We start from the raw sequence: 12782 nt of genomic DNA on the forward strand, positions 1-12782 counted from the left end.
CCCTAGTTCGTTGCGGGGGAGGTAGCTCCAACATACTGGACGTCGGCGCCTTTATGGACGAATCCTTGCCTCTCATATGTGTGGGTGGCAATCTCGTCCGCGCCATCGACGTACAGGACCGCGCGAGCGGCCCCCATGTTGACGGCGGTAGTCATGGCCTCGCGCATGAGAAGGCCCCCGATCCCCTGGCCCTGATAGTTCGGGTGGACACCGACGACGAAGATCTCCATCGCGCCCGGCTTAGACGGCTTCAGCCATACGAAACCGGCGATGCGAGGCTCACCCGGCTGCGGGTTCTTGACCTCAAGGATGCGCAGCAGATGGGGCTGCCACCACTTCTCCTCGCGCAGCTCCGCGAACGCCGCCGCATCGACCTGGGACTGTTCCGGGTGATCGGCGAAGGCGGCCGCATTCGTCTCGACCCAGGCGTCCTCGTCCCCCTCGCGAAAACCGCGCAGCACCATCGAAGCGGGCGGCTGCAGCGATGCGGTGACGCGATCGGGATCCTGTTCGAGCTGCCGCTCGATGGGCGACAGGTCGGCTTCCATGAACCACAGTTCGCGCACGGGCTTTAGTCCGGCGGCGCGGGCGACGGCCTCGGCGCCGGGCAGGTTGCCATGCGCCCAGACGGCGGCCTCGGGGTATCGCTGATGCACAGCCTTCAGCAGGAGGGCACCCAGGCCCTTGCCGCGATGATCAGGGTGGACGCCAAATTCGGCGCTCGTCCCGTCGCACCAGGCGAAACCGACGGGATCCTCACCCTCCATGAGGACGGCGTAGCTGTCGCGGGGTGCGGGGCGACGCAGATCCGCAAGAGCTGTCGCGCCGAACGGTGGAATCCCGTCGTGCTGCGCGATCTCGTCCGCCAGTGTGCTTAGCCGAGTGGCGATGATCGGATCAAGTTCGGATAGCGAGTTCACTTAACGTCCCCCGTCGCTGTTGTACGCATCGGCCTGTCGCAGCATACCGCCACGCTCTAAGCCGGCAGCCTTGCGCAGGTCATCGGCCGTCGTTTTCAGAGCGTCGGTTTTGAGTTCGCTGCCCTCCCCCGCTCCCGCGACGACGACCGAGATCAAGGCGGCGGCGCGGTCGAAGGCGATGTCGAGCTCGCCGTCGTAGACACCTTTAAGGATCTTGTCGATCGTTGCCCGCACTTCGTCGGGGCCGTGTAGGGGCGGCACGCCCGCAACGACATGGGCGGCGTCGGCTGATTCGAGTCCCGCGTTGTAATACCGCGCGACCTCATCGCCCGAGCGCACGATCCATTCGTGCAGGGCATACAGTCGCCACAGGACGCCGGGCAGGGACGCCGGGACCGCGCGCGACCAGAGCGTCGCGAGGACCTCGATGCCTTCGTCTTTCACGAGGCGAAGGAGGCGGGCGTGGACGCCGGAATCATCGGAGGAGCGGCCATAGGAGACGAGGATCCGCGCGCTTTCATGCGCGGCTTCAAAAGCGGCCTCGGGATCTACTCCCCCGGCCACTCGCTGCAGATAGGCCGGTTCCCACATGGCGGGCCGGCGAGGCGGAGTTCGATGTGTCACACATTCCTTTCCAAATACGCCCAGATTTTGACGTATTCCTGCCGTTTCTATTGTCCTCAACAGGGCAGCTGGGCGCTACCCGGGACCGTGGGCAGGATAGCAATCTGATTTTTCGGCGCCACCTCGCTAAACTAAGCAATCGCGGGCCTCTAGCTCAGTTGGCAGAGCAGCGTCCTTTTAAGTCGCGGGTCGTGGGTTCGATCCCCACGGGGCCCACCGCAAATTACTCAACAAAGACGGGCGGCGGCCGCACATCTCGTGTCGGCTCGCCGCCCGTTTGTGGTGGGATGCGGTTAGCTGCTCGCGAGCTCCGCTACCGCGTCGCGAGCTTCTTTCAGGCTCGGCGCGGCGAGCGCAGCGTCGGCCATCGCCTGGCAGTCGGCAAGGCTATGAGTCGCGAGCGCGGCACGCACCTCGGGCACGCGGCTCGGCGCCATCGACAGCGAGGACACGCCCAGGCCGACGAGCACGAGCGCGAGCAGCGGATCGCCCGCCGCTTCGCCGCATACGCCGATGCTGGCATCGGCTGACTTGGCACCGTCGCAGGCGGCCTTCATCATCGCGATTACGGCAGGCTGCCAGGCGCTCAGCAGCGAGCCGAGCTCGCCTTGCATGCGGTCGGCGGCCATCGTGTACTGCGTGAGATCGTTCGTCCCGATCGACGCGAAGTCGAGGTCGGCGAGCAGGTGTTCGGCGCGGATCGCCGACGCGGGAGTCTCGATCATGATGCCGGCGCTCGGCAGGCCACGTTCGCGCAGCTTGCCTGCGAACCAGGTCGCCTCATCGAGGGTAGCGACCATCGGGGCCATGATGCGCATATCGGCCTTCGTCGCATGGTAGGCGTCGGCAAGGGCGTCGAGCTGAGTGTCGAGGAGTTCTTCGCGCGCTTGCGACAGCCGCAGTCCGCGACGTCCCAGAGCGGGGTTTTCCTCGGCGCCCAAATCGGCGAAGGCAAGGGGCTTATCGGCACCCGCATCGAGGGTGCGGATGACGACGCGACGCTCCCCGAACGCTTCGAGGACCTCGGTGTACGTCTTCGCTTGTTCCTCGCGGCTCGGCGGATCCTGCCGGTCAAGGAACATGAATTCTGTGCGGAACAGGCCGACGCCTTCGACGTCATCCGCGGCGGCGCGCGCCGCTTCGTCGGCGGTGCCGACGTTCGCAAGGAGCGCGACGGCGTGCCCGTCGGAGGTAACGCCTAGGCCGGAGTAGGCGGCCACGGCGGCGAGCCGCCGTTCCTGGCGGGCGGTGAACTCGGCCTGCACGTCGGCATCGGGCCGGACGATGACCTCGCCCGTCCCACCGTCGAGGGCGACGAGCTCGCCGGCGACGATGTCGTCGGCGCCGCGCGTCTGCACGACCGCGGGGATGCCCATGCCGGAGGCGATGATGGCGGTGTGGCTCGTCGGGCCGCCGCCGGAGATGACGATGCCGCGCACGAGTTCCCGCTTGAGGACCGCGGTTTCCGCGGGGGCGAGATCGTGGGCGACGATGACGCCCGGCTCGGTCATCGTCGGGACCCCGGGGGCCGGCAGGCCCCGCAGGACGGCGATGATGCGGTCGCGTACGTCGTGTAGATCGGTGGCGCGCTGCGCCATGTAGCCGCCGAGAATTTCGAGCTTGGCGACGTATCCCTCGATCGCGTCGTGCACGGTGCGGGTCGGCACCACGCCCCTGGCGAGGAGCGCGTCGACAGATTGGGTCAGGCCCTTATCGGTCGCGAGCTGCGCGGTGATCTCGAGGACATCCTTCGCTTCGCCGCTGGCGCTTTCGGCGCGGCGCAGCAATTCGTCGGACACCTGACTGATCGCGGCGTGGATCCGCTCCCCCTCGGCGGCGGGATCGGTCGTGGCCGGCTCGGTCTCGTCGACGCCGGGGGCGGGCCGCACGGGGACGGCGGGCCCGTAGGTCGAACCTACGGACACGCCGATCCCGTGCAGGGTGAGCGAGTCGCTCATGCGTCTTCCCGGCTCAGCAGTTCGACGAGCTGATCGAGAACCCCGGCCGCGGAATCATCCGCGCTCAAGGTGACCTCGTCACCGCGTTCGGCGCCGAGCGTGATGACCTCGAGCAGGCTACCCGCGTCAGCTTCGTTGCCATCGAACGCGACGGTGATATCAACACCAGAGTCGTTGACGGCGTTCACGAAGCGTGCTGCCGGGCGGGCGTGCAGGCCGGCCTTCGCACCAATGATGGCGGTTCTGCTGATCATGGAAGGATTCCTTTCACTTGAGAGTGACGGTACACACTGGCCCGTCACTCGTCTCGGAGATGGCGAGCTTCGCGACCTGTGCGCCCTTCGTGCACACCACCGGCGTGACCGGGTCGAGGCCCGCCGCACGCAGGTGCGCGACGTCCATCCGGATCACGGGCTGGCCGGCCTCGACCTCGTCGCCCGTCTCGGCGAGGGCCTCAAAGCCTTCGCCCTTCAGGTCGACGGTCTCGAGGCCGATGTGCACGAGGAGCTCAAGCCCTTCGGTGGAGACCATGGCGAAGGCATGCTTGGTCTTAAAGACCCGGCTGAGCTTGCCCGCGCACGGGGCGATGACCTCGACGACCTCGACTCCGTTGGCAGGGCGGACGGCGAAACCATCGCCCAGCATCTTGTCAGAGAAGAGCTGGTCGGGCACATCTTCCAGGGCGACGAAGTCACCCGGGAACGGCGCGCGCAGTTCCACCTTCTTCTTGCCAAATCCGAAGGCCATTAGATTTCCTGCTCTCCGTGCAGTGCGGTCTCGCCATCCTTCAGCATGTCAGCTGCGGCGTCGTAGACAAACTGGACGTGCGGTCCGACGACGACCTGGACGGCCTTCTGCGAAGGGCGGATCACGCCGGCGACCTGAGCCTTCTTGATGGCGGCTTCGTCGACGAGGGAGGGGTCCTTGACGATGGTGCGCAGGCGGGTCGCGCAGTAGTCGAGCGTCTCGATGTTGCCGGCGCCGCCGAGGCCCTTGATGACCTGGTCAGCGATCGCTTCGGAGCCCGCATCGCCGCTGGCTTCGCCTTCCGACGCCTCGACCTCGTCCCCACGACCCGGGGTCTTGAGGTTGAGCAGCGGGATGAGGAAGTAGAAGACGGCGAAGTACACGCCGCCCACGACGAGGCCCATGAGGAGCAGCATCCACCAATTGTTCGCCAGCGGGTTCTGGGCCGACAGGAACATGTCGACGAAGCCCGCGGAGAAGCCGAAGCCGGCGGTCCACTGCATGGCGGCCGCGATCGCAACCGAGATACCGGTGAGGAGCGCGTGCACGACGTACAGCAGCGGGGCGACGAACATGAACGCGAATTCGAGCGGCTCGGTCACGCCGGTGAAGAAGGAGGCCAGCGCACCGGCGAACATGAGGGAGCCGACGGTCTTCTTGCGCTTGGAATCCGCGCGCAGGAACATCGCGAGGGCAGCGGCCGGCAGGCCGAACATCATGACGGGGAAGAAGCCAGCCTGGTAGCGGCCGACGACACCGACGACCTCACAGGACGCGCCATTCCAGATACCCGGGCAGCTCGCGGCATCGGTCGCGGCCTGGGCCGCGGCGATGGTCTCGCCACCGGCGAGGAACTTGCCGATGTCGTTGATGCCAATAACGTCGAACCAGAAGATCGAGTTGAGGGCGTGGTGCAGGCCGGTCGGGATGAGCAGGCGGTTGACGACACCGTAGATGCCGGCACCGATGGCGCCCATGCCTTGGATCCATTCACCGAAGTTGAACAGTGCGTTGTAGACCAGCGGCCAAACGAAGTAGAGAATGCCCGCGAGCACGATCGACAGCAGGGCGGTCATGATCGGGACGAGGCGGCGGCCAGAGAAGAACGCGAGTGCGTCCGGCAGCTTGGTCTTGTGGAACCGGTTGTAAACCCAGGAGGCAAGGATGCCGACGAGGATACCGATGAGGACGTTCTTGTCGTTGACGGCTCCCCAACCGTGGGAGACCCAGTCGAGTTTCGCGGCGCCCTCGAGCTTTTCGAGGTCGACGCCCTGGTAGCCGGCGACGGCCTTTTCACCAATGAGCTTGGTGACGGTGGCGTAGCCGATGAAGCCCGACAGCGCCGCGGCGCCGTTGGAGTCCTTGGCGAGACCGAACGCGATCGCGACCGCGAAGATCCAGCCGAGGTTATCGAGGATTGCCGCTCCGGAGGTGATGAGGACTGCGGCAGCGGTGTTGTCCGCACCCCATCCCGTCGGATCGAGCCAGTAGCCGATACCCATGAGGATCGCGGCAACCGGCATGACCGCCACCGCGCCCATAAGGGCCCTTCCGAGCCTTTGCAGGCCCTGCATGATGTTCACTTCGTTTCCTTCCCTGGTGTTGATTGGCTTTCCATCCGCCAACCATGTACTTGAACGGCGAGGTAAGCCGCTTCGTCGGAAAAAGTTATGGGGAGCGAATCTGCCCCCAGCAGCCGGGCGATGATCCTGGCTGCGATGTCGTAGTCAGGGCCGAGTGCGCGGCGGATGACCGAGCTGGCCTCGTTTCGTCGGGGGCGATGCGCGTTGACCCGGCGGTTGACGACGACGAGATCGTGGGTGATGGTTTCGCGCACCGATTCGGGTGCGGCAAAGGCGGCAGCAACATCGTCGACGATGGCCGCCAGCTGGTTGGCGCGCTGCAGGGGCTGCTTCACGGTTTCGCCCGCGCGCGAGGCGTTCAGGTGCAGCGCAATGAAGGCCGCTTCCTCGTCGGGCAGCGAAATATCGAGGTGGTCGTTGAGGTATCGCACCATGAGCTGCGCGGCCGCGAATTCCTGGACGATCATTTCGCGGATCTGCGGTAGCAGCGGGTTGCCGATGTGTTCGCCACTCTCGACTCGCTGCACGGCAAACGCGATGTGGTCCATGAGCAGGACGTAGACGGCCGGATGGAGGTCCCCGAGGGTGTCGATCGCGAGGTCGATCGCCTGCGAGATGGTATTCGCGGCGGTGGGACCGAGCGAAGAGATCCAGTTGATCATCTGGACGCGCTCGGGTTCGAGTTCGACGTAGCTCTGTTGAATTGCGGATTCATCGATGACATCGCCCTCTTTGCGACCGAATCCGATTCCACGGCCGACGAGGACGATTTCACCCCCGGTATCCCGCGTCAGCACAGCGTTATTGCTGAGGACACGGATTACGCGGCGCACTGTCTCCACAGGGGCTCCTCACTGAGCGACGCCAGGCATGGTCGATCAAACCATGCGGTGCCGGTAAAGCCTGCGGAGCAGTTACTCCCGACGAGATGAATTGCTTAACCGGACTATAGCAACACGTTTCGAACAATTGCAACCAAAAATGGTGGCGAGATGTGACCTAGCTTAAAGATGACGCAAGACTAGCTCGCGCGCTTCGCTGGTCGACGAGGCCCCTAGGACCGTAGTTCCCTCGCGCGCTGGTCCCAAAGTCTCGGGCGTCAGCGGCGCTAGACAAACCGCGAGGCCGACCTTGGCAAGCATACCGTGGTCGTTCTCGCTATCCCCGATGGCAAGAGCCTCATCCCAGTTCGCGCCACAGGCCTGGAGGATGACGTCGCCACCCTTCGTGTCATGGGAGTGCGTGGCAATGAGGTCGATGTAGTCCCCACCCGAGCGCACGACGCTCGCCCCCTCGATCTCGGCCAGGGCCTGGAAGGCCGAGCGCTCCGCATCAGAGCGCGGCAGCCCCAGCACCTTGCCGTAGTGCTCTGCATAATCGACGAGCGGCGCGGGGCGCGGCGCATCGTTGATGAACAACGTCTCTCGCCGCGAGCGCTCCGTATGTTCGGGGATCAGCCATTCGCGCTCGGTAAAGCCCCACATTTCGATGCCCCGCGCAGCGGAAAGCTCGAGGGCCGCATCGACCGCGGCGCGCGGCACGGCACGGTGCGCGAGGACTCGCCACGTGCCACCGTCGCGCGCAAGCACGGTCGCTCCGCTACTGCTGGCCACGAAGTCGACATGCGGCAAATCCTCGACGATCGCCGTAAGCGAGCCCGTCGTCCGCCCTGAACACAGCGCGATGCGCACGCCGGCGCTATGCAGATCATTGAGGAGTTCTAGCGCCCCGGGGTTCCAGGAGTCTTTCACCCGAAGGGTGCCATCGACGTCGAGCAGGGCAACGCGGTAGGTCATAGCTCTTCACCTTACTCGCCACATCACGCTGCGCGGCCCGCCTCCCAGAAAAGGAAGCGGGCCGCGCAGTGTTGGCGATTGCGAGTCTTAGACGCGCTTGGAACCACGGGTCACCACGAGGAAGATCGAGATGAACAGGATCGACATGAGAACACCGAAGAGGATGTAGGCGAAGTTGCCGTCCCATCCGAAGACGTCCTTGGCGAGCCAGCCACCCGCGACGCCACCGAGGGCACCAAGGATGATGGTCCACAGGACCGAGAGTCCCTGGTCGCCCTTCATGAAGAGGCGGGCCAGCGCGCCGAAGATGGCGCCGATGATGAGGGCCCACAGAAGATGCATCATGTTGGAATCTCCTAACTGAGGGTTTCTCGACACTCTAACCGTTTCACAGGTTGTTCATATTTGCATGCGGAACGCGACAGATTGCATCAAGTAACCGAATCGTTACCGGCGCGATTTCTTCCCGTCAGGGCAACGGCAGTAGAGATAAGCAGGAGCCCGAGCCATTCAAAAACATTGGGGCGCTGCGCCAGCATGATCGCGGCGACAACGACCGACGTTGCGGGCAAAAGTGCCGTGAGGATTGCGAATGTCACGGCCGAGAGTCGACCGAAATTGACCTGGTCGATCGCGTAGGGAAAAACCGACGACAACACGGCGACGCCGATAACCGTGAGGCCGAGTGTGACATCAGTTACGGCAGGGCTCAATGTCGTGACCGCACTAGGGAGATAAACGAGCGCTCCGACCGCCATTCCGATCGCGAGCGAGTCGATGCCATCGGGGCCGCGGGTCCGTTCCGTCTCTCCCCCGCGCCGCGTGGCGAGGGCCCGACCGAGCACGATGTAAATCGCCCAGGCGACGCCGGCGCCGAGTGCATAGGCGATACCGGCCGCGATCCCGGGATCGTTCCAGTTCATGCCCAGGCCGCCGATCGAGATAATGCCGAGCGCAGCGAGCAGGATCGCGAGCCGGTCCCGCCAACCGCGTCCAGCGAGCGCCGCGACGACGACGGGCCCGGTGAACTCGAGCGCCACTGCGGGGCCCATCGGGATCCGCGCGATCGCCATATAGAACAGAATGTTCATCGTCGCGAGGAACAGGCCGAAGAGCGCGGCGTTCCCGAGATCGCGCGCGGTGAGCTGCACGCGTGGTGGCCACGGCCGACGCCAGGCGAGCAGGATCAGCGCGGCGATCGCGAGGCGCCACCACGCGACCGTCGTCGCGGGCATCACGGCAAACAGGACGACGGCGAGCGACGCCCCAATGTACTGGGTGAACCCCTGGGCGATGAAGAGCGCGGGCGCGAGGGCGCCGCTCGACGCCGCCGGGCGCACCTCGCTCATGACCCGGCACGCCGCGGACTAATGTCCGCCCAGACGAGGCAGTGGTCCGAAAACGGCATTTCGGCGACGCCCGAGTCGTGCACGTCGACCGGGCCGTCGGCGATGAGGTGATCGATGCAGTGCGCAGGTTTCGGGTTCGGGAACGTCGCCTGCGTGACGAGTCCGGTGCCGGGCAGTGTCTTGCACACGACCTCGGGGCCGACGTTGAAGTCGCCCGCAAGCAGCCGCGTCCCGGGCAGGGTACGCATCGCATGCGTCGCCGTGATCTGGTGCTGCGTGGCGATCTCCTCATCGGCGGGGGCATGAAACGCCCCGATCGCCCACGTATCCTCGCCGTCGCGGATCGTCGCAGCGAGGAAAGAACGCGTCGTGTCGTAGACGCGCAGCCGCTTCAGGAAGGATCCCCCACTGCTCGACAGCTTCACGCGCGGGAGCCGCAACGGGAACCCGAGCGCATGCCACGAGATGACCGGCAGCCGCGAGATCAGCGCGAGGCCATAGCCGGGCGAAGCGGAGAAAAACCGCAGCGGTGGGCCGTGCAGGCCGTCGGCCTGCCCGACGTGGAACGGGACGAAGTTCGCATCCTGCTCGCGCGCCCCAAGGACACGCGCGATGATCGCGCACTGGTCGGTATCACCGCAGCGGCGCTGGCCGCGGTTGACCTCCTGCAGCGCAATGACGTCGAGGTCGAAGGCCGCAATCGCCTCCGCAAGCGCCTCGAGCGAGGCAACGGACACGGGCGTTTCATGCCAGTCGCCGCCGCGCGCCCCGCGTCCGCCCTGGATGTTCCACGTCCCGATGCGCACCTAGTCCGCCTCGAAGCGCAGCGACACCGAGTTCATGCAGTACCGATCCCCCGTCGGCGTGTGCGGCGCATCCGGGAAGACGTGCCCGAGGTGCGAACCGCAGCGCGCACAGCTGACCTCCGTGCGCACCATGCCGTGGGAGCGGTCCTCGCGCGTCGTCACCGCATCGGTGTCCGACGGGGCGAAGAACGACGGCCATCCACAGTGCGCGTCGAATTTCGTATCCGAGCGGAACAGCTCCGCCCCGCACGCGCGGCACGAGTAGATGCCCTCGCGGTTTTCGTGTAGCAGCTCGCCGGTGCCGGGACGTTCCGTGCCGGCCTCCCGCAGGACGTGGTACTCCAGGTCGGTCAGTTCCTGCCGCCACTCGGCGTCGGTTTTCGAGAATTCATTCGTCATTGGTCAGCCCTTCTTTTTGCGCCGCTCGGCGCTTTGAACACGTTCGGCCATCTCCTCTTCGGAGGGGCCCTTCATGAGTTCGGCACGTTCCTCGGCGTCCTTCGACCCCGAATACAGCCGGTCATTCGCGACGCTCGGGTGCTCATCTTCCAGCGCGGCCTGCAGCGACGCGAGGTCCTCCCCGGTCAGCACGCGGGTCGTCTCCGCGCTCGGCACCGGCTCGCGGAACGCGCCGCCGCCCAGCTTGAGTTTGTCGAGACGCGACGCCCGACGGTCAGCTTTTTCTGCCCGACGACGAGCCCGACGAGCCGCCTCCTGGCGCTGTTTCCGCTCGAATTCGTCCTCGGTTTGCACGGCGTAGTCGAGCATTTGGATCGTGTCATCCGCTTCCCGACGACGCTCGGCGGACTCCCGCTCCCACGCGAGCCGGCGCTCCCTATTGAAGGCCTCGCGCTCCTCGAGCGAGGGCGCCTGATACGGCTTCGTCTCGACGCGCGTGCGCGGCAGCGAATACGGCGCATCGGACTGGAGCCACGACACGAGCTGCTCGCGCACGGCGCAGCGCAGGTCCCACAGGTCGCCGAGGTTCGCTGCGGACACGACGGCCCGGACGCGCACGCGCGCATCGGTCGCCTCGGTCACCTGCAGGCCGCACGAGCGCCCATCCCACAGATCCGAGCTCGAGACGATCCGCATGAGCTCGGCGCGCAGCGCCTCCACGGGAACGAGCCAATCGAGGTCGATCTCGACGGTGCCGAGCAGCTTCGGCTCGAGCCGCGTCCAGTTTTCGAACGGCTGCGTCGTAAAGCGCGTCGACGGCAAAATCAGCCGCCGGTCATCCCACGTGCGCGCGACGACATAGGTCAGCGTGATCTCCTCGATTGTCGCGGTCTGCCCGTCGAGCTGGACGAGATCGTCGACGCGGATCGCATCCGAGAACGCGATCTGCATCCCGGCAAAAACGTTGGTGAGGCTCGACTGGGCCGCAAGACCGGCGACGACGGAAATGAGGCCGGCCGACGCGAACAGCGAGGCACCGATCGCGCGCGCCCCCTCGAACGTCAGCATCGCTCCGGCAATCGCGCAGACGACGATGACGGCGCTGCCGACGCGGCGCAGCACCTGCATCTGGGTCTTGACGCGCGCGGTTTGGCGCGCCGAGGACCGCGCCTTGTGGTGGCTCACGACCATGTCCTCGATCGCGGCGACGACCGAGATCAACAACCACGCCACCGCGGCGATGAGCGCGAGGATGCAGCCGTGGTCGAACAGGATGCGCCACCGCTCCCCCGCGGCACTCGTCGTTGGAATCAGGACGCCGAGCCAAATGCCGAGCAGCGCGAGCACGACCTGGAACGGCCTCCGGGAGTGACGCGAGAGGGCACCAAGCGCGGGCCGGCGCCGCGACAGCACGCGCACGACGACCCCGATGAGGATCGCTGCAACGACGGCGATCGCCAGCCCGATCCCCGCAAAACCGAGCAGGGTGAGGACGTCGATCGCGGCTTCGGCCGCGTCTTCCGCAGGGGTTTTATCCGTTGGGACCATGTCCCCAGATTAGTCCGTTAGTCCCAGCCGAGTTCGGTCAGGGCATCGTCGTCGATGCCAAAGTGATGGGCGATCTCGTGGATGACCGTGACGGCGACTTCCTCGACGAGTTCCTCGCGCGAGCCACACATCTGCAGCAGTGGCTGCTGGTAGATGAAAATCCGGTCCGGCAGCGCCCCCGCGAGCCAGCCCTCATCGCGCTCTGTCAGTGGCACCCCCTCGTACAGGCCGAGCGTGTCTTGCGGCATGTCGTCCGGCGGATAGTCCTCGACGATCATGACGACGTTGTCGAGCATGTCGAGCAGCGCCTCGGGGATACGCTCAAGCCCGTCTTCGACGAGCGCCTCGAATTCCTCGTCGGTGATCGGCTCCGAAAACGGCACGTGCGCACTCCCCTTCCCGACGGCACGATGCCGCCTTACCACCAGAATAGATTGTGAGCGGAAACACCCACCGTTCGATTTTGCAATCAGGCAGGGTTTCCGCGTATGCTAATCGAGGTCTCGGCGCCCGAATGGAGCATCGGACCCGAAACGCTGGCCCCCATCGTCTAGTGGCCTAGGACGCCGCCCTTTCACGGCGGTAACACGGGTTCGAATCCCGTTGGGGGTACGAGTACCATAGGTCTCACCTAAGAGGCCCCGTAGCGCAGTTGGTTAGCGCGCCGCCCTGTCACGGCGGAGGTCGCGGGTTCAAGTCCCGTCGGGGTCGCGATCATGAATCACCCGGTCATGCACCGGGTGATTGTGTTCAACGGCTCTGTAGCTCAGTTGGTAGAGCGTTCGACTGAAAATCGAAAGGTCACCGGATCGACGCCGGTCGGAGCCACGAAATCCCCCGCGTAGCTTCTATCGCGGGGGATTTTTCATGCCCGATGATGAGCCGATGACACTCCCCCGGATTAGCTGCGCGCTTTGAGCAGGATCGTCACGATATCGACGTAGCGCTGCGAGCCGTCGCCGGTCAAGTCCCTTGTAGTGGTGTAACGGCGTTTTCCTCTCGTTTGGGGTTTTAGCTTGCTAGTGCGGGCGTGTCGGTATCGGTCATGGTCG

At 65.6% G+C, this 12782-nt stretch carries 14 protein-coding genes and 4 tRNA genes; 4 read left to right on the plus strand and 14 right to left on the minus strand.

What is annotated here, in order from left to right; all coding sequences use genetic code 11:
• Positions 1-2: 2 nt before the first annotated feature.
• On the minus strand, positions 3-920 hold the full coding sequence (gene mshD, locus BSZ39_RS05050; RefSeq protein WP_073716289.1) for a mycothiol synthase: 918 nt from the start codon (positions 918-920) through the stop codon (positions 3-5).
• Positions 921-1544, minus strand: coding sequence for a hypothetical protein (locus BSZ39_RS05055; RefSeq protein WP_143180379.1), 624 nt, complete (start codon positions 1542-1544; stop codon positions 921-923).
• A 143-nt stretch (positions 1545-1687) separates the two neighbouring features.
• Here BSZ39_RS05055 and BSZ39_RS05060 point away from each other — a divergent pair.
• Positions 1688-1760, plus strand: a tRNA-Lys gene (locus tag BSZ39_RS05060).
• A gap of 77 nt (positions 1761-1837) precedes the next feature.
• Here BSZ39_RS05060 and ptsP read toward each other — a convergent pair.
• The 12 genes from ptsP to BSZ39_RS05120 form a co-directional block, all read right to left on the minus strand.
• Entirely contained in the window at positions 1838-3502 is a 1665-nt protein-coding gene (gene ptsP, locus BSZ39_RS05065) for a phosphoenolpyruvate--protein phosphotransferase (protein ID WP_073716291.1), read from the minus strand.
• Positions 3499-3756, minus strand: a complete 258-nt coding sequence (locus tag BSZ39_RS05070; RefSeq protein ID WP_073716292.1) for an HPr family phosphocarrier protein — start codon at positions 3754-3756, stop codon at positions 3499-3501. The genes ptsP and BSZ39_RS05070 overlap by 4 nt, the downstream gene beginning before the upstream one ends.
• 13 nt (positions 3757-3769) lie before the next feature.
• Entirely contained in the window at positions 3770-4249 is a 480-nt protein-coding gene (locus BSZ39_RS05075; RefSeq protein WP_073716293.1) for a PTS sugar transporter subunit IIA, read from the minus strand.
• Positions 4249-5823, minus strand: a complete 1575-nt coding sequence (gene nagE / locus BSZ39_RS05080; protein WP_073716303.1) for an N-acetylglucosamine-specific PTS transporter subunit IIBC — start codon at positions 5821-5823, stop codon at positions 4249-4251. The genes BSZ39_RS05075 and nagE overlap by 1 nt, the downstream gene beginning before the upstream one ends.
• Positions 5824-5828: 5 nt before the next feature.
• Entirely contained in the window at positions 5829-6674 is an 846-nt protein-coding gene (locus BSZ39_RS05085) for a PRD domain-containing protein (RefSeq protein WP_073716294.1), read from the minus strand.
• Positions 6675-6836: 162 nt separating this feature from the next.
• Positions 6837-7628: an HAD hydrolase family protein gene (locus BSZ39_RS05090; RefSeq protein ID WP_073716295.1), complete on the minus strand. Its 792-nt coding sequence runs from the start codon at positions 7626-7628 to the stop codon at positions 6837-6839.
• A gap of 87 nt (positions 7629-7715) precedes the next feature.
• Positions 7716-7973, minus strand: a complete 258-nt coding sequence (locus BSZ39_RS05095; protein WP_073716296.1) for a GlsB/YeaQ/YmgE family stress response membrane protein — start codon at positions 7971-7973, stop codon at positions 7716-7718.
• A gap of 86 nt (positions 7974-8059) precedes the next feature.
• Positions 8060-8977 carry an EamA family transporter gene (locus BSZ39_RS05100; RefSeq protein ID WP_073716297.1) on the minus strand — a complete coding sequence of 306 codons (918 nt, stop codon included), beginning with the start codon at positions 8975-8977 and terminating at the stop codon, positions 8060-8062.
• Positions 8974-9783, minus strand: coding sequence for an endonuclease/exonuclease/phosphatase family protein (locus tag BSZ39_RS05105; RefSeq protein WP_073716298.1), 810 nt, complete (start codon positions 9781-9783; stop codon positions 8974-8976). The genes BSZ39_RS05100 and BSZ39_RS05105 overlap by 4 nt, the downstream gene beginning before the upstream one ends.
• Positions 9784-10182 (minus strand): peptide-methionine (R)-S-oxide reductase MsrB, encoded by a 399-nt coding sequence (gene msrB / locus BSZ39_RS05110; RefSeq protein WP_073716299.1) that lies wholly within the window; start codon positions 10180-10182, stop codon positions 9784-9786.
• 3 nt (positions 10183-10185) lie between these two features.
• A complete protein-coding gene (locus tag BSZ39_RS05115) occupies positions 10186-11730 on the minus strand; it encodes a mechanosensitive ion channel family protein (RefSeq protein ID WP_073716300.1) in 1545 nt (514 codons plus the stop codon).
• A gap of 17 nt (positions 11731-11747) precedes the next feature.
• On the minus strand, positions 11748-12113 hold the full coding sequence (locus BSZ39_RS05120) for a metallopeptidase family protein (protein WP_245792430.1): 366 nt from the start codon (positions 12111-12113) through the stop codon (positions 11748-11750).
• Positions 12114-12269: 156 nt separating this feature from the next.
• Here BSZ39_RS05120 and BSZ39_RS05125 point away from each other — a divergent pair.
• The 3 genes from BSZ39_RS05125 to BSZ39_RS05135 all read left to right on the plus strand — a co-directional run bounded on the left by BSZ39_RS05125 (position 12270) and on the right by BSZ39_RS05135 (position 12558).
• A tRNA-Glu gene (locus tag BSZ39_RS05125) sits at positions 12270-12342 on the plus strand.
• Between the two features lie 25 nt (positions 12343-12367).
• Positions 12368-12441: transfer RNA gene (locus tag BSZ39_RS05130), tRNA-Asp, on the plus strand.
• 44 nt (positions 12442-12485) lie between these two features.
• Positions 12486-12558: transfer RNA gene (locus BSZ39_RS05135), tRNA-Phe, on the plus strand.
• Positions 12559-12782: the final 224 nt, after the last annotated feature.

This window comes from Bowdeniella nasicola (assembly GCF_001907295.1).
GTDB lineage: Bacteria > Actinomycetota > Actinomycetes > Actinomycetales > Actinomycetaceae > Bowdeniella > Bowdeniella nasicola.